This is a genomic window from Pseudoflavonifractor sp. An184, assembly GCF_002160305.1.
Classification (GTDB): domain Bacteria; phylum Bacillota; class Clostridia; order Oscillospirales; family Oscillospiraceae; genus Lawsonibacter; species Lawsonibacter pullicola.
This window is the reverse complement of the sequence record NZ_NFKI01000008.1, coordinates 43,661-66,918: the sequence shown is the minus strand read 5'-3', so window position 1 is coordinate 66,918 and position 23,258 is coordinate 43,661. Positions and strand designations below refer to the sequence as shown.

The 23,258-nt window shown below is 63.8% G+C and carries 21 protein-coding genes; 11 read left to right on the top strand and 10 right to left on the bottom strand.

What is annotated here, in order from left to right; translation table 11 throughout:
* Positions 1-25: 25 nt before the first annotated feature.
* Both hpt and ftsH read left to right on the top strand, forming a co-directional pair.
* A complete protein-coding gene (hpt, locus tag B5F19_RS04755; protein ID WP_087288490.1) occupies positions 26-568 on the top strand; it encodes a hypoxanthine phosphoribosyltransferase in 543 nt (180 codons plus the stop codon).
* Between the two features lie 124 nt (positions 569-692).
* Positions 693-2,513 (top strand): ATP-dependent zinc metalloprotease FtsH, encoded by a 1,821-nt coding sequence (gene ftsH, locus B5F19_RS04750; protein WP_275532769.1) that lies wholly within the window; start codon positions 693-695, stop codon positions 2,511-2,513.
* 326 nt (positions 2,514-2,839) lie between these two features.
* On the opposite strand, the gene B5F19_RS04745 is transcribed toward ftsH, so the two are convergent.
* The 5 genes from B5F19_RS04745 to B5F19_RS04725 all read right to left on the bottom strand — a co-directional run bounded on the left by B5F19_RS04745 (position 2,840) and on the right by B5F19_RS04725 (position 8,061).
* Entirely contained in the window at positions 2,840-4,141 is a 1,302-nt protein-coding gene (locus tag B5F19_RS04745; RefSeq protein WP_087288488.1) for a TRAP transporter large permease, read from the bottom strand.
* Complete coding sequence (locus tag B5F19_RS04740) at positions 4,138-4,701, bottom strand: TRAP transporter small permease (RefSeq protein ID WP_087288486.1); 564 nt, start codon at positions 4,699-4,701, stop codon at positions 4,138-4,140. The genes B5F19_RS04745 and B5F19_RS04740 overlap by 4 nt, the downstream gene beginning before the upstream one ends.
* Before the next feature lie 81 nt (positions 4,702-4,782).
* Positions 4,783-5,805, bottom strand: coding sequence for a TRAP transporter substrate-binding protein (locus B5F19_RS04735; RefSeq protein ID WP_087288483.1), 1,023 nt, complete (start codon positions 5,803-5,805; stop codon positions 4,783-4,785).
* Between the two features lie 87 nt (positions 5,806-5,892).
* Positions 5,893-6,933 (bottom strand): alcohol dehydrogenase catalytic domain-containing protein, encoded by a 1,041-nt coding sequence (locus B5F19_RS04730; protein ID WP_087288481.1) that lies wholly within the window; start codon positions 6,931-6,933, stop codon positions 5,893-5,895.
* A 453-nt stretch (positions 6,934-7,386) separates the two neighbouring features.
* Positions 7,387-8,061: a GntR family transcriptional regulator gene (locus tag B5F19_RS04725; RefSeq protein WP_087288479.1), complete on the bottom strand. Its 675-nt coding sequence runs from the start codon at positions 8,059-8,061 to the stop codon at positions 7,387-7,389.
* Between the two features lie 512 nt (positions 8,062-8,573).
* Between B5F19_RS04725 and eda the strand changes: the two genes are divergently transcribed.
* From eda to B5F19_RS04685, 8 genes are all read left to right on the top strand, one after another.
* On the top strand, positions 8,574-9,536 hold the full coding sequence (gene eda / locus B5F19_RS04720; RefSeq protein WP_087288478.1) for a bifunctional 4-hydroxy-2-oxoglutarate aldolase/2-dehydro-3-deoxy-phosphogluconate aldolase: 963 nt from the start codon (positions 8,574-8,576) through the stop codon (positions 9,534-9,536).
* Between the two features lie 48 nt (positions 9,537-9,584).
* Positions 9,585-10,610, top strand: a complete 1,026-nt coding sequence (locus B5F19_RS04715) for a sugar kinase (RefSeq protein ID WP_087288476.1) — start codon at positions 9,585-9,587, stop codon at positions 10,608-10,610.
* A gap of 140 nt (positions 10,611-10,750) precedes the next feature.
* Positions 10,751-11,839: a sugar kinase gene (locus B5F19_RS04710; RefSeq protein ID WP_087288474.1), complete on the top strand. Its 1,089-nt coding sequence runs from the start codon at positions 10,751-10,753 to the stop codon at positions 11,837-11,839.
* Between the two features lie 235 nt (positions 11,840-12,074).
* Positions 12,075-12,680, top strand: coding sequence for a GDSL-type esterase/lipase family protein (locus tag B5F19_RS04705; protein ID WP_162612518.1), 606 nt, complete (start codon positions 12,075-12,077; stop codon positions 12,678-12,680).
* A 92-nt stretch (positions 12,681-12,772) separates the two neighbouring features.
* Positions 12,773-13,555: an HAD-IIA family hydrolase gene (locus B5F19_RS04700; protein WP_087288470.1), complete on the top strand. Its 783-nt coding sequence runs from the start codon at positions 12,773-12,775 to the stop codon at positions 13,553-13,555.
* A 237-nt stretch (positions 13,556-13,792) separates the two neighbouring features.
* Positions 13,793-14,233, top strand: coding sequence for a MarR family transcriptional regulator (locus tag B5F19_RS04695; protein WP_242972700.1), 441 nt, complete (start codon positions 13,793-13,795; stop codon positions 14,231-14,233).
* Entirely contained in the window at positions 14,230-15,975 is a 1,746-nt protein-coding gene (locus B5F19_RS04690) for an ABC transporter ATP-binding protein (RefSeq protein WP_087288468.1), read from the top strand. Before B5F19_RS04695 ends, B5F19_RS04690 begins: the two co-directional genes overlap by 4 nt.
* Positions 15,959-17,815 (top strand): ABC transporter ATP-binding protein, encoded by a 1,857-nt coding sequence (locus tag B5F19_RS04685; RefSeq protein ID WP_087288466.1) that lies wholly within the window; start codon positions 15,959-15,961, stop codon positions 17,813-17,815. The genes B5F19_RS04690 and B5F19_RS04685 overlap by 17 nt, the downstream gene beginning before the upstream one ends.
* Positions 17,816-17,879: 64 nt before the next feature.
* Here the strand turns inward: B5F19_RS04685 and B5F19_RS04680 are convergent, their stop codons facing one another.
* Both B5F19_RS04680 and B5F19_RS04675 read right to left on the bottom strand, forming a co-directional pair.
* The gene (locus B5F19_RS04680) at positions 17,880-18,356 is read right to left on the bottom strand and encodes an ATP-binding protein (protein WP_242972699.1); all 477 of its coding nucleotides are present in this window, start codon (positions 18,354-18,356) and stop codon (positions 17,880-17,882) included.
* Between the two features lie 20 nt (positions 18,357-18,376).
* Positions 18,377-19,321, bottom strand: coding sequence for a membrane dipeptidase (locus B5F19_RS04675; RefSeq protein ID WP_162612517.1), 945 nt, complete (start codon positions 19,319-19,321; stop codon positions 18,377-18,379).
* Between the two features lie 117 nt (positions 19,322-19,438).
* Here B5F19_RS04675 and B5F19_RS04670 point away from each other — a divergent pair, with 117 nt between their 5' ends.
* Complete coding sequence (locus B5F19_RS04670; protein ID WP_087288461.1) at positions 19,439-20,770, top strand: HD domain-containing protein; 1,332 nt, start codon at positions 19,439-19,441, stop codon at positions 20,768-20,770.
* Here the strand turns inward: B5F19_RS04670 and B5F19_RS04665 are convergent.
* From B5F19_RS04665 to B5F19_RS04655, 3 genes are read right to left on the bottom strand one after another with little or no spacing between them, the layout of a single operon-like run.
* Positions 20,757-21,113, bottom strand: a complete 357-nt coding sequence (locus B5F19_RS04665) for a hypothetical protein (protein ID WP_087288460.1) — start codon at positions 21,111-21,113, stop codon at positions 20,757-20,759. The genes B5F19_RS04670 and B5F19_RS04665 overlap by 14 nt on opposite strands.
* Positions 21,110-21,661, bottom strand: coding sequence for a DUF308 domain-containing protein (locus B5F19_RS04660; protein ID WP_087288458.1), 552 nt, complete (start codon positions 21,659-21,661; stop codon positions 21,110-21,112). The genes B5F19_RS04665 and B5F19_RS04660 overlap by 4 nt, the downstream gene beginning before the upstream one ends.
* Before the next feature lie 16 nt (positions 21,662-21,677).
* A complete protein-coding gene (locus tag B5F19_RS04655; RefSeq protein ID WP_087288455.1) occupies positions 21,678-23,243 on the bottom strand; it encodes an amidohydrolase in 1,566 nt (521 codons plus the stop codon).
* Between the last annotated feature and the right edge of the window lie 15 nt (positions 23,244-23,258).

The following is a 23,258-nucleotide window of genomic DNA, read 5'->3' as shown; positions in this document are numbered from 1 at the left end:
ATTGTATTGCGAGGAGGAACCAAACATGCTAGAGAAAGATATTCAGGAGGTCCTGTTCACCGAGGAACAGCTGGCCCGCCGGGTGGGCGAACTGGCCCACCAGATCACCCAGGACTACCAGGGCCGGGAAATTGTGCTCATCAGCGTCCTGCGGGGCTCCTTCGTCTTTATGGCGGACCTGTGCCGCCGGATCGACCTGCCCTGCACCGTGGACTTTATGGCGGTGTCCTCCTACGGCACCGGCACCTCCTCCAGCGGACAGGTCCAGATCACCAAGGATCTGTCCGGCAACATCGAGGGCAAGGACATCCTCGTGGTGGAGGACATTCTGGACTCGGGCAACACCCTGAGCTACCTGCTGCGGGTGCTGGAGCAGCGGGGCCCCGCCTCCGTCCGCCTGTGCACCCTGCTGGACAAACCGGACCGCCGGGTCAAGCCGGTGGAGGTCCACTACTCCGGCTTCACCATCCCCGACGCCTTTGTGGTGGGTTACGGCCTGGACTACGCCGAGCACTACCGCAACCTGCCCTACATTGGAATTTTAAAGCCGGAGGTCTACGGGGGCTGAGCTCCCCCTTCTCCGGCACGGCGGCTGGCGGACTGCCCATCAAAACCGCCGGAAAGGAAGTGCATCCCCTTTGAAGCGATTCAGTTCCCGGGACGTGATCCTCTATCTGATGCTGATTCTGCTGATGGTCTTTGCCGTCACCACCCTCCAGCGGATGGATCAGTCCAGAGATCCCACCTACGGCCAGGTGCGGACCCTGTTTGAACAGGAGCGGGTCCAATCCTTCTCCCTGGAGGGCAACAACCTCACCCTGGAGGTCCGGGGGGAGGGCGACGCCACCAGCACCCTCCACTACGAGGTGGCCAACCTCTATATCTTCTACAATGACCTGCACGAGCTCATCGACCAGCAGCGGGCCAGCGGCGTGCTGCTGGACTGCGACTACAAGCCGGGCATTGAGTCCGCCTGGTGGTTCGGCCTGCTGCCCTATCTGATCATCATTTTGGCGGTGGGGGCGTTCTGGTACATGATGTACCTGCGCCAGGCCAACGCCAACTCCGGGGGCGGCCCCGGCCCCAGCCGGTTCGGCCACGCCCGTACCCGCACCCTGGCCGACCAGGGGAAAAAGGTCACCTTCAACGATGTGGCCGGGGCGGATGAGGAGAAGGAGGAACTCCAGGAGATCGTGGAGTTTCTCCGGGACCCCCAAAAGTTTATCGCCCTGGGGGCCCGCATCCCCAAGGGCGTGCTGCTGGTGGGCCCTCCGGGCACCGGTAAGACGCTGATCGCCAAGGCGGTGGCCGGGGAGGCCGGGGTCCACTTCCTGTCCATCTCCGGCTCCGACTTTGTGGAGCTGTATGTGGGCGTGGGCGCCAGCCGGGTCCGGGACCTGTTTGACCAGGCCAAGAAGGAGGCCCCCGCCATCGTCTTCATTGACGAGATCGACGCGGTGGGCCGCCAGCGCGGCGCCGGCCTGGGCGGCGGACACGACGAGCGGGAGCAGACGCTGAACCAGCTGCTGGTGGAGATGGACGGCTTTGCCTCCAACGAAGGGGTCATCGTCATGGCCGCCACCAACCGCCAGGACATTCTGGACCCCGCTCTGCTGCGCCCCGGCCGCTTTGACCGGCAGATCTATGTGGGGCTCCCCGATATCCGGGGCCGGGAGGAGATTTTGAAGGTCCACGCCCGGAAGAAGCCCCTGTCCGAGGACGCCTCCCTGTCGGATATCGCCAAGGCCACCGCCGGCTTCACCGGCGCCGACCTGGAGAACCTGCTCAACGAGGCCGCCCTCCTGGCCGCCCGGGTCAACCAGCGGTTTATCACCATGTCCGACCTCCACGAGGCCATGATGAAGGTCATCGCCGGCCCGGAGAAGAAGAGCCGGGTGGTCACTCCCCTGGCCAAGCGGCTCACCGCCTACCACGAGGCGGGCCACGCCGTTGTCATCCACGAGCTGCCCACCCAGGACCCGGTGCACCAGATCACCATTATCCCCCGGGGCCCCGCCGGCGGCATGACCATCTCCCTCCCCCAGGAGGACCGGGCCTACCAGTCCAAGGCGGAGCTGGAGGAGCACATCGCCGTGTGTCTGGGCGGCCGGGTGGCCGAGCAGCTGGTGCTGGGGGATATCTCCACCGGCGCCTCCAACGACATCCAGAAGGCCTCCTCCATCGCCCGCGCCATGGTCACCAAGTACGGCATGAGCGAGAAGCTGGGCACCATCGCCTACGGCAACGAGAGCGACGAGGTCTTTATCGGCCGGACCATGGCCCAGGCCCGCAGCTACTCCGAGGACGTGGCCGGCCTCATCGACGAGGAGGTCAAGTCCATTGTGGACCGGGCCTACGCCCGCTGTGAGGAGATCCTCACCCGGTGCCGGCCCCAACTGGAGCTCACCGCCCAGTATCTGCTGGCCCATGAGACCATGAGCGGCGCTGAGTTTACCAAGGTGTTTACCGACCCCGAGGCCGAGGAGTTCCTGGCCCTGCCCAGCGCCACCTGAGACATCCACCTGTGTACAACTCTGCCCCGCGTCCAGAGCAATGGGCGCGGGGCAGTTTTTCGTCTCCGGACGGTCGCCCCCATCCCCCCACGGCTCCATAGCCCACTGATGCCGGCGGACGGCGGTCCTCTCCGAAATCATTCTCCAGAGCGCTCTGCCCTGATTCCCAGACGCCGTTCTGTCCCCGCCTCCTCACGGCGGCTTTCATTTCCCTGCCGGCCGCCCATCCCGCGCCGGATTCTCCTCTCAATGCAGAAAACCGCGCCCTCCATCGAAGGAGAGCGCGGTTTTGGGCAAATTGGAAGCTGTGCCGGAACCGGCGGCGATCAGGACGCTCCGAACCAACCCATGGGGACCTCCACCAGGAAGGGGAAAATCGCCAGGGCGAAGCAGAGAATCGTCTGACAAATGAAATAGGGCATTGTCGGACCAATGATCTTATCCATCTTCACATTGCCTGCGGCGCAGGCGACGTTCAGAACCGGTCCCACAGGGGGAGAGGTCAGGCCCAGCACGTTCATCAGCACGAAGCACACGCCGAAGTAAACCTTGTTGATGCCGGCCGCCTCCACCAGAGGGATCATGATGGGGGTCAGGATCAGAATGCTGGGGGTCACGTCCATGGCCAGGCCCACCACGATGACGATGAGCATGAGGACGATCATCAGCAGAGTCCGGTTCTCCACCAGGCCCTCCAGGCCGCCGGTGAGGATCTGGGGAATGCGGGAGACAGTCATGTAGTAGGCCGCCACGTTGGCCGCCGCCGCCAGGAACATAACCACAGCGGAGGTCTTGGCCGCGTTGACAAAGACCTTGCCCAGATTCTTGATCTTCAGCTCCCGGTACACCAGCAGGCCGATGAGCAGCGCATAGACGCAGGCAATGACGCCGGCCTCGGTGGCGGTGAACTTGCCGGAGTGCAGGCCCACCAGGATGATGACCGGCAGAAGCAGGGCCCAGATGCCGCCGCCGAAGATGCGCAGAGCCTCCTTGGGCGTGGGGGGCACGAAGTGCTCAGTGGTGGGCACCACACCCTTCCGGTGGCTGCGGAAGAACCACACCACACAGGCCACGATGGTCAGATACACGGCGGGGGCGATGCCGGCCATGAACATGGAGTTGATGGACACACCGGCGGACACGCCGTACACGATCATGGGCACGGAGGGGGGCATGATGGGGGCCACCAGGTTGGCGCTGGCCACCAGGGCGGAGGACTCCTCCCGGTTGTAGCCGGAGCTGACCATCATGGGGATCAGCATGGCGCCCAAGGCCGCGCAGGCGGCCACGGCGGAGCCCACCAGAGCGGCAAAGATCAGGCAGGCGAAGATGGTCACATAGCCCAGGCCGCCGCGGATGCGCCCCAGGAAGATGTTGCAGAAATTGATGATGCGCTTGGTCAGGCCGCCCTGATTCATGATCTCACCGGCCAGGATGAAGAAGGGCAGAGCCATCATGGTCACCGAGTCGGAGCCCTGCATCAGGGTCCGGGCGATGATGGTGGGGTTGGCCACGCCGCCGCCCATGGCCATGGCGGTGCAGATGGCGCACAGCAGCAGGGCCATGGCGATGGGAAGGCCGATGGCAATGCCGGCCAGCATGGAAACAATAAAGACAGCAATAATCACTGCAGGCCGCCTCCTTCCGCCGCCGTAGGATCATCCGAATTTCCGTGTCCGGTCAGAAGCTCCATGACCGGCTCCTTTTTCACGATCATACGGTACAGGTTGACAATGGAAATGATAATCACCGATACGCCCAGCAGGACGCCGGCAAAGTGAACCATAAACACCGGGATGTGAGTGGCAACCCAGAAGTCGTTGCGGTTATTCCAGGCGTTGGTGAACGCGCCGTTGGTCAGAGTGGCCATCAGCCAGATGATCAGGCCCTGAATAATCACATACAAAATCTTCTGTCCCACCTCAGGCAGTTTGCTGATTAAGGTATCGATCATCAGGTGCTGATTTTCTCTTGCGGCGATGATCGACCCTAAATAAATCAGGTAAATAAAGCAGATCCGGGAGATCTCCTCCGTCTGGGCAAAACCAATGCCGAACTGGCGGAGCACCACGTTCAGGAAGGTGAAGAAAATCATCACGCCCAGGAAGATGGCAATGAGGATCTCAATGGCGCGGAACAGTTTATCCACCGCCGAACCCAGTCCGCTCTTATGTTGTCTGTCGGACATAAATGAACCTCCTCTTCTGCGTTTTTAAACGGGCCGCGCCCCGGGAACGGGGCGCGGTCCTGCGCAGAGCAACTGTAAGTCTTACTGCACCGCGTCGATCTGGGCAATCAGGTCGGGCGCCCAGTCGGCGTTCTCTTCCAGCAGGGTGTCAATGGTGGGCTGGATGGCGGCAATCATCTTCTCGCGCTCCTCGTCGGTGAGCTGAGTCACGGTGACGCCGGCGTCCTCGATGATCTGACGGTCCTCGTCAATGGAGGCGATGTAGTCGTCCCAGGCCTGGACAGCGGCGGCCTTGGCGGCGTCGCGGACGATCTGCTGCTGCTCTTCGGTCAGAGAGTCCATGGTGGTCTTGTTGGCGATGATCTCCAGGGTGGCGATGATGTGGTTGGTCTCATAGAGGTAGCTCTGGACCTCCTGGAAGCTCTGGTCCACGATGGTGACCATGCCGTTGTCCTGGCCGTCCACAGTGCCGGTCTCCAGAGCGGTGAACAGCTCACCCAGGCCGATGACCTGAGCGGAGGCGCCCAGATCCTCCACAATGCCGATGTGGATGGGGTTGTTGGGCATACGGAACTTCTGGCCGGCAAAGTCCTCCACACAGGTCAGAGGCTTGCTGGAGGAGAAGGTACGGGCGGAGTTGGGGCCCCAGGAGAGCAGCTCCACCTCAGTGAAGAACTCGTTGAAGTCGGCGGTCACCTCATCGGCCACCTCGCCGGTCCACACGGCCTTGGCGTGCTCCAGGTCGCGGTACAGGAAGGGCCAGTCGGAGATGAGCATCTCAGAGAACTCCTGGTTCATGGGGGTGCCCACCACCACGAAGTCCACGGAGCCGTCACGGACGCTCTGCCACAGGTTGGCCTCGTCGCCCAGCAGGCCGTCGTGATAGACCTCCACGGTGAGTTCGCCGTTGGTCTGCTCCTCGATCTGGGTCTTGAACACATTGTCCAGCGCCGCGGCCATGGGGTGGCTGGCGCCCCAGTTGTCGCCGATGCGCAGGGTCTTGGCGCCGCCGCCGCCCTCGCCGCCGCTGCTGCCGCAGCCGGCCGCCACAGTGGCAATCATACCGGCAGCCAAGAGAACAGAGATCAACTTTTTCACTTTCATGTTACATCCTCCTAATCCTTTGCTTTTCTCACAGTGTATTCTTTAACGGCGTCACACCGGCCGCTAAATTCCTCTGGGGTGGCGGGATTACTCCTCGTCAAAGACAATGACCATCTTCTTCATATCCTTGGGGGGATGAATGATGTTCTCAAAGACCTGTCCCACCTGGCTGAAGGGGATATAGTGGCTCACCATGCCGTCCAGCTGGTACTCGTGCTTGGCAAAGCGCTCGATGGTGGGCTGGAACTGGTTGCAGGACATGCGGGTGCCGATGATGGACAGCTCCCGGGTGTTGATCATGGCCTGAGTGATGCCCTCCTGGGCGGTGCAGAAGCCCATGGGGACGATGGTGGCCCCGTTGGCGGGGATGCCCATCTCCAGCACGGCGGTGAGGGAGCCGGGGTAGCAGGCGGAGTCGAAGATCACGTCCACGCCGGCGCCGTCGGTGAACTCCTGGACGGCCTCCTTCAGGCTCTTGGTCTTGGTGTTGACAATGGCGTCCGCGCCGTACTCCTTGGCCCGGGCCAGAGAGGCGTCGTTGATGTCCGCGCAGATCACCCGGCAGCCCTTCAGCTTCAGGGTCTGGAGGATCACGGCGCCGATGGTGCCGCTGCCCAGGACCAGCACGGACTCGCCGCCCTGAATGCCGGCGCGGGTGGTGCAGTGGCCGCCGATGGCGAAGGGCTCGATCAGGGCCGCGTCCTTGAAGGGCATGTCCTGGGGCAGGAGGTACACCTCATGCTCAGGCACGGCGAAGTACTCCCGCCAGCCGCCGTCGATGGCGGAGCCGCGGGCCTTGACGGTGCGGCACACGTTGCGGCGGCCCTTCTTGCACTGGGGGCACTCCCCGCAGGCCACAACCAGGTCCACTACCACGTGGTCGCCCACCTTGATGTTCTTCACATCCTTGCCCACCGCCACAATAACGCCGGCGTTCTCATGGCCGGGGACCCGGGGGAACACGGCGTTGGGGTTCTCCCCCAGGAACTGATGGACGTCGGAGCCGCACACGCCGGCCGCCTTCATCTGGATCAGCACCTCGCCGTCGCCCGGCTTGGGCACCGGGACTTCACGGATCTCATACTGCTTGGGTCCGGTAATGACGACTTCCTTCATGGTCTCTTTCATTGCTGTCTACCACCTTTATCTAAAAAATTTCATTTCCGTGCTTCTGTGACCGGCGCCGGCCCGATCAAATCTCCTCCGCTTTCCACGCTTGACGCTTCAAAGCAGCTTGTCCCGCAGACGTATCTGCGGGACAAGGGGGGCACCCCCCTTGTCAAAGACTTGCATTTTGCCTCGCTTTACCGGCTGGGTCCTTTTCAATCTACCCATATTCTACAATACTTGTATACTAGAAAACAAGACGCATTTATAAACAAATCTTGCCGTTCATTTTTATACAAATCATAAAATTCCGGTCTTATTTTTGCCTCCGCTCCGTGATTTTGGAAGGATGATCCCGGCACTGTTCGCCGTAAACATACAAACAACGGCTCCCTGTATTCTTAACAGAGAGCCGCTGTCTGTCCTTCTCTGCTCCGCCGCAGCCGCACCGCGTATGGGGCATCAATTCCCATTTTATTTAAAATATTGGGGGTAAGCGGACCGGATTTCCGCCGCATCAATTTTGTACCGGTTCAGATGCTTTTCCATCAGATCCCGCGCCTGCTGCGCCTGTCCGCGCTCAATGCAGCGGATCAGTCCCTCGTGGTCCTCCACGATCTTCTGGTTTTTCACCGTGGCCAACGCCATGCTCCGCACCCGGTCAAAGTGGATGGAGATGCTCTGGATCAGGGTATAGACCTGGGACTTCCGGGCGATGTCAAACAAAATGCCGTGGAACTCATTGTCCAGCTTCAGCAGGTTTTCCGGATAGTAGCTGTTGAGGTAGAACTTTTGCAGCTGCAGATTGTCCTCCAGACGGCGGATATCCTGAGGAGCGGCCATCTCACAGTCCAGTTCCACCACCGCGCACTCCAGCAGATTCCGCATGAAGCGGGACTCCTCCACCAGCTCATAGTCGATCAGAGAAACCATGCTCTTCTTCTGGGGATATATCTCAATGATTTTTACTTTGGACAGCTCGATCAGCGCCTCCCGCACCGGAGTGCGGGACAAATTCATCTCTGCCGCCAACTCATTTTCGCTGATCTGGCTGCCTGGCTCCAGCTTCAAAGTGATGATATTATCCCGAATCGTGCGCAGAGCATAGTCCCGCCCTGTCTCCCGGGGCAGTCGTTCCAAAATTTGCATGAGAGCGCCTCCCGCTTGGCCTATCGTTGAACGCACAAAATTCAGGCCTGGCAATTTCAGCCATACCGGATTCCATGCCCTTTATGAATACTAGTATATCAGTGTTTTGAACATATGACAAGGGGATTGGCAGAAAGTCTTTACCATTTTCACAAAAGAATTGCATTTCCCCGGTTTCCTGTTCCAAGGTTCTGAACACAAGTTGGTCCGCCTTTTCGTATACTAGTATACTAGCACAAAAATTCATTCCCTCCTTTGTATATTTCTCCGAAAAATGGTTTCCCCTCTTGCGCAATCTTATTTTGAATGTAAAATAGAGGGTGAAAGTAAGCAAACCGTTGTTTTTCCACCCTGCGAGGCCCCGCCTCGTGTTCCTGTCCGCCGTCCCGCAGATATTGCGCGGACATTTCTTTTCTTGACGTCTTGTTTTCTAGTATGCAAGTGTACATGTTGATCCGGACACAGCATCCAGCGTGTGGGTGCAGAAATAAATTTGAAGGAGTGTGCGCAATATGAACGAAGTTCTTCAGCGAGTGTATCAAATCGGCATCATTCCGGTCATTGCCATCGACGACGCCGACAAGGCGGTCCCCCTGGCCCGGGCCCTGGTGAAGGGCGGTCTGCCCGCCGCCGAGGTCACCTTCCGCACCGCCGCCGGCGAGGAGGCCATCCGCCGCATCGCCGCCGAGGTCCCCGACATGCTGGTGGGCGCGGGCACCGTCCTCACCACCGAGCAGGCCGACCGGGCCATCGCCGCCGGGGCCCAGTTTATCGTCAGCCCCGGCTTCAACCCCGTTGTCACCCGCTATGTCGTTGACAAGGGCGTCCCCATGATGCCCGGCACCGCCACCCCCGGCGAGATGGAGCAGGCAATGAGCATGGGCCTGGACGTGGTGAAGTTCTTCCCCGCCGAGCAGAACGGCGGCGTGGCCAAGCTGAAGGCAGTGGCCGGACCCTACACCACCCTGCGGTGGATGCCCACCGGCGGCGTGAACACCAAGAACATGATGGACTACCTGAGCTTCGATAAGATCATCGCCTGCGGCGGCACCTGGATGGTGAAAAAGGATCTGATTGAGGGAGAGAAGTGGGACGAGATCACCCGCATCTGCCAGGAGGCCGTCAAGACCATGATGGGCTTCACTCTGGCCCATGTGGGCATCAACTGCGCCAACGCCGACGAGGCCGCCCAGACCGCCAAGACCCTGTGCGCCCTGTTCGGCCTGGAGTACAAGGCGGGCAACTCCTCCGACTTTGCCGGCTCCATGGTGGAGTGCAACAAGGCCCCCGGCCGGGGCGCCAACGGCCACATCGCCATCGGCACCTACAATGTGGACCGGGCGGTGTACCACCTGGGCCTCCAGGGCGTCCGCTTTGACCAGGCCAGCCGTAAGACCGACGCCAAGGGCAACACCAAGGCCATCTACCTCCAGGACGAGGTGGGCGGCTTCGCCATCCACCTGGTAAAGCGCTGATTTTTCTTTTGGACCGATAAACTTTACAATATTTAAGGAGTGCTGAACATGAAAGTCGTTACCTTCGGCGAGCTGATGATCCGGCTCCAGCCCTACAACTACGAGCGCTTTGTCCAGGCGGACCACCTGGAGTTCACCTTCGGCGGCGGCGAGGCCAACGTGGCCGTCTCCCTGGCCAACTACGGCCTGGACGCCGCCTACGTCACCAAGCTGCCCGCCCACGCCATCGGCCAGGCGGCGGTGAACTCCCTGCGCCGCTACGGCGTGGACACCTCCATGATCGTCCGGGGCGGCGACCGTGTGGGCATCTACTTCAACGAGAAGGGCGCCTCCCAGCGGGGCAGCGTGTGCATCTATGACCGGGCCCACTCCGCCATTCAGGAGTCCCAGCCCTCCGACTTCGACTGGGACAAGATCTTCGAGGGGGTGGACTGGTTCCACTTCACCGGCATCACTCCGGCCCTGGGGCCCAACCTGGTGGAGACCTGCAAGGAGGCCTGCAAAGCCGCCAAGGCCCACGGGGTGAAGATCTCCTGCGACCTGAACTACCGGGGCAAGCTGTGGACCCGGGAGCAGGCCCGGGAGGCCATGACCGAGCTGTGCCAGTACGTGGACGTGTGCATCTCCAACGAGGAGGACGCCAAGGACGTGTTCGGCATCGAGGCCGAGGCCACCGACATCTATGCCGGCGAGATCAACCACGAGGGCTACAAGTCCGTGGCCAAGCAGCTCTCCGACAAGTTCGGCTTTGAGAAGGTGGCCATCACCCTGCGGGAGTCCCACTCCGCCTCCGACAACGGCTGGAGCGCCATGCTCTACGACGCTGCCTCCAACGAGTACTGCTTCTCCAAAAAGTACGAGCTGCGCATCATCGACCGCGTGGGCGGCGGCGACAGCTTCGGCGGCGGCCTGATCTACGCTCTGCTCAACGGCAAGAGCACCCAGGACGCGGTGGAGTTCGCCGTGGCGGCCTCCGCCCTCAAGCACACCATCGAGGGCGACTACAACATGGTCACCGTGGCCGAGGTGGAGAAGCTGGCCGGCGGCGACGGCTCCGGCCGCATCCAGCGGTAACAGGATATTATCTTCCAGATCCAGATACACAGCGAGAGAGGACCGGTCCCCTGCGGTGATCGGTCCTCTTTCCATCCATTTGAATTCTTCCCGCACCCGCCGGGTTCGGGACACCAATTAAAATCAGGAGGGGCGTATTTATGGAGCATTTCAATCCGCTGCTTCGGGGGGCCAGCTCTCCCCAGAAATTCATCACCATCGGCGAGATCATGCTGCGGCTCACACCCCCGGACTACGAGAAGATCCGCATGGCCACCAGCTTCCAGGCCAGCTACGGCGGCAGCGAGGCCAACATTGCCCTGGCTCTGGCCAATCTGGGCATCGACAGTACCTTCTTCAGCGTGGTCCCCAACAACAGCGTGGGCAAGAGCGCCGTGCGTATGCTGCGCAGCAACGACGTCCACTGCACTCCCATGATCCTCTCCACCCCGGAGGAGACCCCCACCCACCGTCTGGGCACCTACTACCTGGAGACGGGCTACGGCATCCGGCCCAGCAAGGTCACCTATGACCGGATGCACAGCGCCTTTGTGGAGTACGACTACGGCCGGGTGGACCTGGACGCCCTGCTGGAGGGCTTCGACTGGCTCCACCTCAGCGGCATCACCCCCGCCCTAGGCCCCGGCTGCGCCAAGCTCACCCTGGACTGTTTGAAAACGGCCAAGGCCCACGGCCTCACCGTCAGCTTTGACGGCAACTTCCGCTCCGCCCTGTGGACCTGGGAGGAGGCCCGTGACTTCTGCACCCAGTGCCTGCCCTATGTGGACGTGCTGCTGGGCATCGAGCCCTATCACCTGTGGCGGGACGAGGCGGACCACAGCAAGGGGGACTGGAAGGACGGGGTTCCCCTCCAGCCCAGCTATGAGCAGCAGGAGGAGATTTTCCAGGCCTTTGTGGACCGCTACCCCAACCTCAAGTGCATCGCCCGCCACGTGCGCTACGCCCACAGCGGCAGTGAGAACAGCCTGAAGGCCTTCATGTGGTATGACGGGCATACCTTTGAGAGCCGCCTGTTCACCTTCACCATTCTGGACCGAGTGGGGGGCGGCGACGCCTTCGCCAGCGGCCTTATCTACGCCATGATGCACCAGTACAAGCCCATGGATATGCTCAACTTCGCCGTGGCCAGCAGCGCCATCAAGCACACCATCCACGGGGACGGCAACATCACCGACGACGCGGACACCATCCGCAGTCTGATGAACATGAACTACGACATCAAGCGGTAAATCCCCATCCGGACCCCAGGGGCCTCCGGCGGACAGTCTGTCCGCCGGAGGCCTTTTCTTTCTGCATTGTTCCGGGCACACCGGCGGCTCCCGGAAAATGAAGAATAATTTTACTCTTTCTTTATGACGGCGGCGGGAGCAATCCGGAGCAATCTGTGGTATGATACAGAGAAAGACGTCAGGCTGGAAAATTTCCTTTTTTCCGAAGAACCGTCCGCCTGGAGGAGGAGCTGCAATGAAGCGAACCATTTTATGCTATGGGGATTCCAACACCTACGGCTATGACCCCCAGTCCCCCCTGGGCGGGCGGTATCCGCCCCAGGTGCGCTGGCCCGATCAGCTGGCCGCTCTTCAACCGGACCGGCAGATCGTCAATTTGGGGGAGAACGGCCGTGAGATTCCCCGCCGCCCCTGGGAGGTCCAGCGCCTGGAGGAGGCGCTGAAGCGCTCCTCCCCCGTGGACGCGGTGGTGATTCTGCTGGGCAGCAACGACCTGCTGCAGATGTCCCCGCCCCAGGCGGAGGTGGTGGTGGAGCGGATGCGCGCCCTCCTGGCCTGGCTCCTGGTGCGGCGGGGGCAGTGGGGGGGCCAGACGCAATTTCTTCTGGCCGCCCCGCCCCCCATGCGCCGGGGCGCCTGGGTGGCGGATGAAGCCTGGGCGGAGGCCTCCCGCCATCTGGCGGAGCAGTACGGCGCCCTGGCCCGGGAACAGGGAATCGCCTTTGCCGACGGGGGCGCGTGGGGGGTGGAGCTGGCCTTTGACGGCGTCCACTTCACTCAGAGGGGCCACCTGGCCTTCGCCCAGGGGATGGACCGTGCGCTGCGGGCCCTGGGTCTGTAATGTTTACAAACCCGCCCTTGTTTCCGCTCCAAAACTCCGGTATAATGGGAGACAGCCCGGAGATACCTCTCTGCGGACAAAGGAGTGAGTTTATGGATCAATTTCGCAACAAGAGCGGCTATATCTGTGATATGGACGGCGTGATCTATCACGGGAACCGTCTGCTGCCCGGCGCCAAGGAGTTTGTGGAGTGGCTGTACCGGGAGAAAAAGAAGTTTTTGTTTCTGACCAACAACAGCGGCAAGACCCCCCGGGAACTGCAGGACAAGCTCGCCCGCATGGGGCTGGAGGTGGACGAGCAGCACTTCTATACCAGCGCTCTGGCCACGGCGGAGTTCATCGCCGCCCAGATGCCGGGGGCCAAGGCCTATGTCATCGGGGAGCCCGGGCTGTACAACGCCCTGTACGACCGGGGCATCACCCTCAGCGACATCAATCCGGACTATGTGGTCATGGGGGAGTCCCCCAACTACAACTACGACGCCATCTGCAAGGCGGTCCACCTGGTGCAGAAGGGGGCCCGGTTCATCGGCTGCAACTCCGACCTCACCGGCCCCACCGAGGAGGGGCTGGTCCCCTCCTGCCGGGCCCTGGTGGCCCCCATTGAGATGGCCACCGGCCAGCAGGCCTACTTCATCGGAAAGCCCAACCCCCTGATGATGCGCACCGGCCTGAAGCTGCTGGGGGTCCACTCCCAGGATGCCGCCATCATCGGCGACCGGATGGACACCGACATTGTGGCCGGCATCGAGAGCGGCCTGGACACCCTGCTGGTCCTCTCCGGCGTCACCACCCGGGAGGAGATGGAGCGCTTCCCCTACCGGCCCCGCCTGATCCTCAACGGGGTGGGAGAGATCCCTCCTGGAGAGGCCTGAATATTCTCCGCAGCCCTTGGAGCCTCCAGGGGCTGTTTTTTTCGGCCCTAACCTGCGTTCCCGCCTCCGCCGGGGGCGGGAACGCCAAGAAAAGATTTTTCCAGAAATGTAAGGCAAACGTGGAAGTCTTATTTTAGGAAAACAGAGTTGACAGCCGAATGAAACGCGCTATAATAAAGTCATCCCGTATTATTGATATATCAATCATTGATATGGCAAGAAAAGAGGTCGATTCCTGTGCGCTATGCCATTCATACCCTTTTGGCCCGCACCGCCCACGCCCAGCGGAACTATCTGCGGCCCTACCTCAAGGAGATGGGCCTCTCCCCCGGGCAGCCCAAGGTGCTGCGGTATCTGAGCGAGCTGGGACACAGCAGCCAGCGGGAGCTGGCCGACTGCTGCGACGTGGACCCCTCGGCCATCTGCCGGATGCTGGACAGCCTGGAGCGGGGGGGCTTTGTCACCCGCAGTCCCTCCCCCAACGACCGGCGCAGCGGCCAGGTGGAGCTGACCCAGCTTGGCCGGGACGCCCTGGACGCCTGGGAGGGGCGGTGCAAGGTCATTGAGGAGCAGATGCTCCAGGGCTTCTCCCCGGAGGAGCGCGCCCAGCTGCGGGACTTTTTGGAGCGGACCTACCGCAACGTGGGAGGGCGCTTCCTGGAGGAGGAGACGCCATGAAGGATCTACGTACCATGGCCCGGTATCTGCGCCCCTGCCGGTGGGATTTTTTCGTTGCCATCCTGCTCCTGCTGGTGGAGTGCGGGTTTGAGATGGCCATTCCCCTGCTGATGACGGGGATCATTGACGACGGCGTGGCCCTGGGGGACGTGCCCCGCATCTGGAAGCTGGGGGCCGCCATGGCCCTGTGCGCGGGCCTGGCCCTCATCGCCGGATTTATCTACGCCCGGTTCGCCGCCCGGGCCGCCTACCGCTTCGGCGGGGGGCTGCGGGAGGCGGAGTATGAGAAGCTCCAGAGCTTCGCCTTCTCCAACCTGGACCGGTTCTCCTCCTCGTCCCTGGTGACCCGGATGACCACCGACGTGACGGTGATGCAGAACGCCATCAACGGCGGCCTGCGGCCCATGGTCCGGGGGCCGGTGATGCTCCTGCTGGGCATCGGGCTGTCCTTTGCCATGAACGCCAGGCTGGCCCTGGTCTTTGTGATCTGCACCCCCGTTCTGGGGATCATCCTGGCCCTGATCGTCCGCAAGGTGAGTCCCCTGTACAGCCGCCAGCAGACCGCCATGGACCGCCTGAACAGCCGCATCCAGGAGGGGCTCACCGGCATCCGGGCCATCAAGGCCTTTGTCCGGGGGGAGTACGAGGAGGAGCGCTTCCAGGAGGTGAGCCAGGAGCTCTCCGACGCCAGCCGCACCACCTTCCAAAACGCGGTGCTCAACCTACCCTTCTTCCAGCTGGTCATGTACTCCGCTGTGGTGATGATCCTGTGGTTTGGCGGACAGCTGATCCTGGCCGGGGAGATGCAGGTGGGCGAGCTCACGGGATTTCTGAGCTATGTGCTCCAGGTGATGAACTCCCTGATGATGATTTCCAACGTGTTTCTCCTCCTCACCCGCTCCCTCACCAGCGCCCACCGCATCGGCCAGGTGCTGGAGGAGGCCCCCGACCTGGAGGAGCCGGAGGACCCGGTCCGGGAGGTGCCCGACGGGAGCATCGACTTCGACTGCGTCTCCTTCCAATACCAGGCGGGCTCGGAGAAATACGCCCTGCGGGATGTGGAGCTCCACATCCGGGCGGGGGAGACGGTGGGCATCCTGGGGGGCACCGGTTCGGCCAAGAGCACCCTGGTTCAGCTGATCCCCCGGCTGTACGACGCCACCGTAGGGACGGTCCGGGTGGGGGGCCGGGACGTGCGGGAGTACGACCTGAAAACCCTCCGGGACGCGGTGGGCATCGTCCTGCAGAAAAATGTGCTCTTTTCGGGCACCATCCGGGACAACCTGAAGTGGGGCGACCCGGAGGCGGACGACGGCACCCTGTGGGCCGCCTGCCGGGAGGCCTGTGCCGACGAGTTTCTGGAGCGGATGCCCAGGGGGCTGGACACCGACCTGGGCCAGGGGGGCGTCAACGTCTCCGGCGGCCAGAAGCAGCGGCTGTGCATCGCCCGGACCCTGCTGAAGCGGCCCAAGGTGCTCATCTTTGACGACTCCACCAGCGCGGTGGACACCGCCACCGAGGGGAAGATCCGCCGGGCTCTGGCCCAGCGGCGGGACGTGACCAAGCTGATTATCGCCCAGCGCCTCACCTCGGTGATGGACGCCGACCAGATTGTCATTCTGGAGGACGGGCGGGTCCACGCGGTGGGCACCCATGAGCAGCTCCTGGCCGGCGACCCCATTTACCAGGAGATCTACCATTCCCAGATGAGAGGAGGGGACCAGGATGGCCAGAGTTTATAGCGGAAAGCGGCCCCAGGACCTGAAGCGGACCCTGGGCGCGGTCTCCCGGTACCTGGGGCGGCACCGGGTCCTCATCGCGCTGGTGGCCGTGCTGGCCGCCCTCAGCGCCTCCGCCAATCTGCTGGGAACCTACATGATCCGGCCCATCGTCAATCAGGTGGTGGCCCAGGGCAGCGTATCCGGCCTGATGGCCGGCGTGGGGATCACGGCGGCCATCTATGCCGTGGGCGTCCTGTCCACCCTGGGCTACACCCAGATCATGGTCCGGGCGGCCCAGAAAATTCTCCTGGACATCCGCCGGGACCTGTACCACCGGCTTCAGACCCTCCCCCTGCGCTTCTTTGACCAGAACCGGAAGGGGGACCTGATGAGCCTGTTCACCAACGACGTGGACACCATCTCCGACGCCCTGAACAACAGCTTCGCCGTGGTCATCCAGAGCATGGTCCAGCTCTTTGGGATGGTGCTGCTGCTGTTCCTCCTCAACTGGAGGCTGTCCATCCTGGTCCTGGCGGGCTATGGGGTGATGTTCGCCTACATCCGATACAGCAGTAAGCGCAGCAAGTTCTACTTCGACCGCCAGCAGGAGCACCTGGGCAGCCTGGACGGCTACATTGAGGAGATGACCGCCGGACAAAAGGTGGTTAAAGTGTTCAGCCACGAGCCTGCCAATCTGGACGGCTTTCGGGCGCGGAACCAGGCCCTCCAGGAGGCGGGCTCCCGGGCCCAGGCATACGCCGCCACCATGATCCCCGCGGTGGTGACCATCTCCTATTTCAACTACGCCATCATCGCGGTGCTGGGGGGACTGATGGTGCTCAACGGCCAGTCCGACCTGGGCAGTCTGGCCAGCTATCTGGTCTTTGTGCGCCAGTCGGCCATGCCCATCAACCAGCTGACCCAGCAGGGCAACTTCCTCCTGGTGGCCCTGGCCGGCGCCGAGCGCATCTTCCGCACCATGGAGGAGGAGCCCGAGGTGGACCGGGGCGCTGTGGAGCTGGTCCGGGTGCGCCGGGAGGGGGACGGGACGCTGATCCCCTGCCGGGAGTCCACCGGCCGCTGGGCCTGGCGGGACTCCGCCCGGCCTTCGGCCCCTCTCGTCCCTCTGCGGGGGGATGTGCGGTTCGACCACGTCACCTTCGGCTATGAGCCGGGGCAGACCGTTCTGCGGGACCTGAGCCTCTATGCCAAGCCCGGCCACAAGATCGCCTTCGTGGGCTCCACCGGGGCGGGCAAGACCACCATCACCAACCTCATCAACCGCTTCTACGACGTGACCGGCGGGACCATCACCTACGACGGCATCGATGTGCGGGACATCCGAAAGGACGACCTGCGCCGCAGTCTGGGCATCGTCCTCCAGGACACCCACCTGTTCACCGGCACCGTGGCGGACAACATCCGCTTCGGCAAGCTGGACGCCACTCAGGAGGAGGTGGAGCGGGCCGCCCGCATTGCCAACGCCCACTCCTTCATCAGCCGCCTGCCCCAGGGGTACGACACCATGGTCACCGGGGACGGGGCCAACCTGTCTCAGGGCCAGCGTCAGTTGCTGGCCATCGCCCGGGCCGCCGTGGCCGATCCCCCGGTGCTCATTCTGGACGAGGCCACCTCCTCCATCGACACCCGCACCGAGGCCCTTATTGAAAAGGGCATGGACGCCCTGATGGAGGGCCGCACCGTGTTCGTCATCGCCCACCGCCTGTCCACGGTGCGCAACGCCAATGTGATTCTGGTGCTGGAACATGGGGAGGTGGTGGAGCGGGGGAGCCACGAGGACCTGCTTGCCCAGAGGGGGGAGTATTACCAGCTCTACCACGGGATGTTCGAGCTGTCCTAATTCATACGGAAGGAAGGCCCCGGGGCATGCGCGGCACGCGTGTCCCGGGGCCTCTCTGTACAGTTTACTTCTTCGACAGGGCCTCCCGGTCCTGGAGCATGGCCTCCACCTCCCGGCGGGGACAGCGGTAGTCCCCCTCCCCCCGGCGGTAGTAGGTGCCGGTGTAGGGGTCCTGACCGATGTAAACAGGCCGGTCCTTGGCCGGGGCCCGGGGGACGAAGATGGCCACCACCTCATTGCGGCCATTCTTCAAAATCTGCACGTCCTCCTCCCGGAGCAGGTTGACGCTGACCACGCTCCGATCCCGGACCATGGACCAGAACTCCTCCACCAGCTCCTCCGGGTCAAAGAGGGGGACCGAGTAGAGGGAGCCGTCCCCCTTGTCCTCCGCCACCCCCAGGAGGATCACGCCCCCCAGGGTGTTGGCAAAGGCGGAGTAGGTCTCCCACAGGCTCCGGGGCAGACCGCCCTGGGCCCGCTTGGCCTCAATGCGGTTGTCCTCCCGGTACTCCTCCAAAAATTCCAGATGTTCCAGCGCCACGAGGATTCCCTCCTGTCTCTCTATCCATTTTGTATTTTCCTGGCAAAAAAGTCCCATGCGTTTTTCCACAAAACTTTTTCCGCCGTATCCCGTCCCAGTTTTTCCTCCAGGTACCGCCCCAGCTCCGGGACTTTTTCACATCCGTCCAGACAGGCAGGCAGATCAGCCCCGTCGAAGTCGGAGCCCAAAGCCAGGCAGTGCTCCAGTCCCAGCTCCAGAAAATGGGCGGCGTGGCGGTACACATCCTCAAACTCCGCCGCCCTCCCGTCGGAGCGCAGGAAGGGGGAGTAGTAGTTCAGTCCCACCAGTCCGCCGCGGCGGGCAATCTCCCGGGCCTGGCGGTCGGTGAGGTTCCGCTGGTGAGGGCACATGGCCCGGGCGTTGGAGTGGGAGGCCGCAACCGGGCCGTCCGTCTCCTCCATTAAGTCCCAGAACCCCCGGTCGTTCAGGTGGGAGACGTCCAGCACAATTCCCCACCGAATCAGCTCCCTCACCGCCTCCCGACCAAAGGCAGTCAGCCCGTGATCGGTCTGACTGCCAGAGCCGATGGCGTTCTCCCCGTTCCAGGTGAGGGTGACCATCACCACTCCCGCCCGTGCCAGTTCCTCTGCTCTCCCCAGGTCCCGCCCCAGAACCGCGCCATTTTCCACCGTGAGGAACAGGGCGGCCTTATCCCGCTCCCAGGCCGCCTCCGCTTCCCCGGCGGTGCGGCAGATCCGGGCCCGGTCCGCAAACCGCGCCCCCTGCCGCCGGAAACTTTCCACATGGGTGTGGAAAAATGGGAATACATCTCCCTCCGGAAGTCCGTCCGGCACAAAAATTGCACAGCACTGCGCCCAGCTCTGCCCCTGGGGGAGGCGGCACAGGGCAAAGGCGGACTGCGGGTCGTTCAACGTGTCCAAGCAGCGGCCCGGGGTCATAAATGCGGTCAAGGTATCACAGTGGAGGTCAAAAACAGCGGACATGGAATCGCTCCTTTCCTCATGTGCTTCCATCCTATGCGCCCCGCGGGCCATTGACTTCCCCAAAAAATTTGTTATGATAGGGGCAGTTTATCCCATAAGAGGCCAGGAGGCGAGCTTATGTTCCAATGGGATGCCAGAGCGCTGGAAATTTTAAATACCCTGGAGCGGGCCGGCCATCAGGCGGTGCTGGTGGGGGGCTGCGTCCGGGACGCCCTGCTGGGCAGGGAGCCCCACGACTACGACGCAGCCGTCTCCGCCCCGCCGGAGGAGATCCTGGCCGCCTGCCGTTCAAAGTTCAAATGCATCCCCACCGGCCTGGCCCACGGGACGGTGACCGTGGTCCACAACGGCCTCCCGGTGGAGGTGACCGCCTTCCGAAAGGAGGGGACCTACTCCGACCACCGGCATCCCGACCGGGTGGCGTACACCTCCCGCCTGGAGGAGGACCTGGCCCGGCGGGACTTCACCGTCAACGCCATGGCCTGGGGCCGGAGCGGCCTCATTGACCCCTTCGGCGGACAGGCGGACCTGGCCGCCGGGGTCATCCGCTGCGTGGGGGAGCCGGACCGCCGCTTCCAGGAGGACGCCCTGCGGGTGCTCCGGGGACTGCGGCTGGCCGCCCAGCTGGACTTCCGGCTGGAGGGGGAGACCGCCGCCGCCATCCGGCGGAACACCCCCCTTCTGTCCTATGTGGCCTGGGAGCGCATCCAGGCGGAATTTCTCCGTCTGCTGTGCTGTCCCGGGGCGGAGCGGATCTTACTGGACTTCCCGGAGACGGTCTGCCAGATCGTCCCGGAGCTCACCCCGGCGGTGGGCTTTGACCAGAAAAATCCCCACCACTGCTATGATGTGTACACCCACAGCGTAAAAGCTCTGGGCCGGGTGCGGCCGGAGCCCGCCCTGCGGCTGGCCGCCCTCCTCCACGACGGGGGCAAACCCGCCTGCTTCTCCCTGGACGGCCAGGGGGTGGGCCACTTCTACGGCCACGAGGGGGAGAGCGCCCGGCTGGCGGAGCAGGCCGCCGCCCGGCTGCGGCTGGACAAGGGCACCCAGGAGCGGGTGGTCACGCTGGTGGCCCGCCACGGGCTGCAGATCGAGGCCAGCCCCAGAGTGGTCCGCCGCTGGCTCCAGCGGCTGGGACCCGACCTCTTTTTCGACCTGCTGGAGCTGGAGCGGGCGGACGGCATGGCCTGCGCCCCCCGGCCCGCCCCGGAGCCCGACCGCTGCGCGCAAGCAGAAACGATGGCCCGGGAGATTCTGGCCCAAAAACCCTGCCTCACCTTGAAGGAGCTGGCGGTGAACGGCCGGGACGCCCTGGCCGCCGGCCTGTCCGGCCCCGCCGTGGGCCGGGCGCTGAACCGCCTTCTGGATCAGGTGGCGGCGGGGGACCTGCCCAACGACCGGTCCGTCCTCCTCCCCCTGCTGAACCGTGACCTCAGAGAAGAATAATGGTAATCCCGTTGTTGTGCCGCTCCCGGTCCGGGTCCTTCCGCAGGCCGTCACAGCGGCGGAACGCCTCCAGTACCGCCGGGTTGAAGATGGAGAAGTCCTCCCCATAGATCACGTCCCGGATTTCTCCCCTCCCCTTCAGGCGGGCTAAGTAAGACCGGGCCTCCACCCGGATGCGGCCGCCGGTCCCGGAGGAGCCGTAGCCGTGGATGATCTTCAGGGCGGCGCACCCCAGGGACCGGCTGTGGTGGAGCTCAAAGGTGAGGCGCTTGATGGCGGCGTTCACCGTGGGCTTGCCCAGCTCCAGGTTCACCTCCCGCAGCCGCCCGGCGGAGGCGGTCACAGGCCTCCTCCGTCCCGGAAGGCCTTGGACACCCGGTAGATCAGATACAGGTCGCTGGCCCCGTCGTACACCAGGGACGCCCCAATGAGCATGGTCATGGCCTCCATGGTCCCAAAGGGGTTCAGCAGCACCACGCCCCCCAGCACGACCGTCAAGACGGCCAGGACCAGGTCCACCCACCAGTTGGGAATCCCCAGCCGCGCCAGGCTCACCGCCCCCTGCAGGTCGATGACCCCGTGGAAGATGAGCACCGCCGCCACGCTGAACTGGATGAGGACGATCACCGACCCGGGGCTGGTGAGCAGCCACAGCCCCAGGGCCGCCAGAATCAGCCCCGGGATCAGGAACCAGGCGGGGAACCCGTCCCGCCGCTTGGCCAGCCAGGTAAACAGATAGATGAGCCCCGTCACCAGCAGGGCCGCGCCCAAAACGGTGCACAGCAGCCGGATGGACCGGTTGGGGGCCAGCACCAGCAGAAGCCCCAGCAGGAGGGTGAGCGCCGCCATGACGATGCTGCTGCGCCGCTGTTCCCGAAAAATATTGCCCATAGTTGCCTCTCTTTCTCTATCGGCTCCAGATGGTGCGGCCCCGCTGAATGGTCCGCTCCACCTGGAGTTTTTTCAGTTCTTCCGGCGGCGTTCTCAGGGGGTCGCCGGACAAAAGCACAAAGTCCGCCCGCTTGCCCGGCCGCAGGGTTCCCAGCTCCCTCTCCAGCCCATACTGGAGGGCGGCGGTCTGGGTCACCGCCCGGAGGGCCGCCTCCACCGGGATGCGCTCCTCCGCCCCCAGCACCCGGCCGGTCTTGGTCCTTCGGACGCAGGCGCACCAGATGGTCTCCAGCATATCCGGCGGAATCACCGGGGAATCCTGATGGAAGGTGAAGGGGATGCCCCAGGCCAGAGCACTCCCCGCCGGACTGATGCGGCCGGCCCGGTCCAGACCGAAGCTTTTCACATGGATCTCCCCCCAGTGGTACACATGGGCCACAAAGAAGGAGGGGATCACCCCCAGGGTCTTCACCCGCTCCAGCTGGTCCAGGCCCAGCAGCTGGGCGTGGATCATCACCGGGCGGCACAGCTTTTTGCCCGCCTCCCGCTCCGCCTGGGCCAGGAGGGTCAGATACTGCTCCGCCGCCCGGTCCCCGTTGCAGTGGGCCAGCAGCTGGGCGTCCCGGTCCAGGGCCTGCCGGAAGGCCGACAGCACCTGGCCGTCCGTCATGGTGGAGGTCCCACAGCCGCCCCCCGCATAGGGCTCCCGCACCCAGGCGGTGCCCCCCTGGGGGGAGCCGTCCAGAAAGATCTTCATGCCCGCCGCCCGGAAGGTTCCAGGCGAGGCGCTCACCCCCTGGGCAAACTGTCCCCGGAGGCGGTCATAGTCCGCCGGGGGGACGTAGGCGTTCACATCCAGGTACAAGAGCCCCCGCCGCAAGATCTCCCGGTACACCGGGGCCATCACCGGCTGGAGCAGCCCCTCCTGGGCGGTGGCGATGCCGTGGGAGGCGTACTCCTCCTGGGCCCCCTGAAAGGCCCTCAGCACGTCCTCCAGGCCCTCCATGGGAATCCGGCCCAGCAGGTCCAGGAAGGGGTTCTCCTCCCCCCGGCCGGTGAGCTCCCCCTGCCCGTCCCGCTCCAGGCCACAGTCCCCGTTCAGCGCCCCCAGCCGCTCCAGGGCCAGGGTGTTGAACACCCCCGCGTGGCCGGAGGCGTGCTGGATGACCACCGGGTTGTTGGGACAGGCCCGGTCCAGGCAGAAGCGGTCGGGGGCCGCCCCCTCCGCCAGGGCGTTCTGGTCGTAGCCGGTACCCTTGACCCACTCCCCGGGCTGAACGCCCCGCTCCTGAACGTGCCTGCTCAGCCGGTCCGCGATCTCCCCCCAGCCGGCGCACTCCCCCAGGGGGACCTGGAGGCGGGCGTAGGCGCAGGCCAGCAGGTGGCTGTGGGGGTCCAAAAAGGCGGGCAGGAGGGCCCGGCCCTCCAGGTCCACCCGGCGGGCCCCGGGACCGGCCAGCCGCTCCGCCTCCTCCCGGTCCCCCACATAGGCGATCCGTCCGCCCCGCTCCACCAGGGCCTGGGCATACCGGGGCTCCTCCAGGGTCACGATGGGCCCGCCAAAGTAAAGGGTGGTCTCCATGGCTCCGCCTCCTGT

Coding starts and splice junctions, on each gene's coding strand:
- B5F19_RS04690 (WP_087288468.1), top strand. CDS start 14,230: ATGAAGGATCTACGTACCATGGCCCGGTATCTGCGCCCCTGCCGGTGG.
- hpt (WP_087288490.1), top strand. CDS start 26: ATGCTAGAGAAAGATATTCAGGAGGTCCTGTTCACCGAGGAACAGCTG.
- B5F19_RS04730 (WP_087288481.1), bottom strand. CDS start 6,933: ATGAAAGAGACCATGAAGGAAGTCGTCATTACCGGACCCAAGCAGTAT.
- B5F19_RS04705 (WP_162612518.1), top strand. CDS start 12,075: ATGAAGCGAACCATTTTATGCTATGGGGATTCCAACACCTACGGCTAT.
- B5F19_RS04660 (WP_087288458.1), bottom strand. CDS start 21,661: ATGGGCAATATTTTTCGGGAACAGCGGCGCAGCAGCATCGTCATGGCG.
- B5F19_RS04675 (WP_162612517.1), bottom strand. CDS start 19,321: ATGTCCGCTGTTTTTGACCTCCACTGTGATACCTTGACCGCATTTATG.
- B5F19_RS04700 (WP_087288470.1), top strand. CDS start 12,773: ATGGATCAATTTCGCAACAAGAGCGGCTATATCTGTGATATGGACGGC.
- B5F19_RS04725 (WP_087288479.1), bottom strand. CDS start 8,061: ATGCAAATTTTGGAACGACTGCCCCGGGAGACAGGGCGGGACTATGCT.
- ftsH (WP_275532769.1), top strand. CDS start 693: ATGGTCTTTGCCGTCACCACCCTCCAGCGGATGGATCAGTCCAGAGAT.
- B5F19_RS04710 (WP_087288474.1), top strand. CDS start 10,751: ATGGAGCATTTCAATCCGCTGCTTCGGGGGGCCAGCTCTCCCCAGAAA.
- B5F19_RS04655 (WP_087288455.1), bottom strand. CDS start 23,243: ATGGAGACCACCCTTTACTTTGGCGGGCCCATCGTGACCCTGGAGGAG.
- B5F19_RS04740 (WP_087288486.1), bottom strand. CDS start 4,701: ATGTCCGACAGACAACATAAGAGCGGACTGGGTTCGGCGGTGGATAAA.
- B5F19_RS04735 (WP_087288483.1), bottom strand. CDS start 5,805: ATGAAAGTGAAAAAGTTGATCTCTGTTCTCTTGGCTGCCGGTATGATT.
- eda (WP_087288478.1), top strand. CDS start 8,574: ATGAACGAAGTTCTTCAGCGAGTGTATCAAATCGGCATCATTCCGGTC.
- B5F19_RS04670 (WP_087288461.1), top strand. CDS start 19,439: ATGTTCCAATGGGATGCCAGAGCGCTGGAAATTTTAAATACCCTGGAG.
- B5F19_RS04715 (WP_087288476.1), top strand. CDS start 9,585: ATGAAAGTCGTTACCTTCGGCGAGCTGATGATCCGGCTCCAGCCCTAC.
- B5F19_RS04685 (WP_087288466.1), top strand. CDS start 15,959: ATGGCCAGAGTTTATAGCGGAAAGCGGCCCCAGGACCTGAAGCGGACC.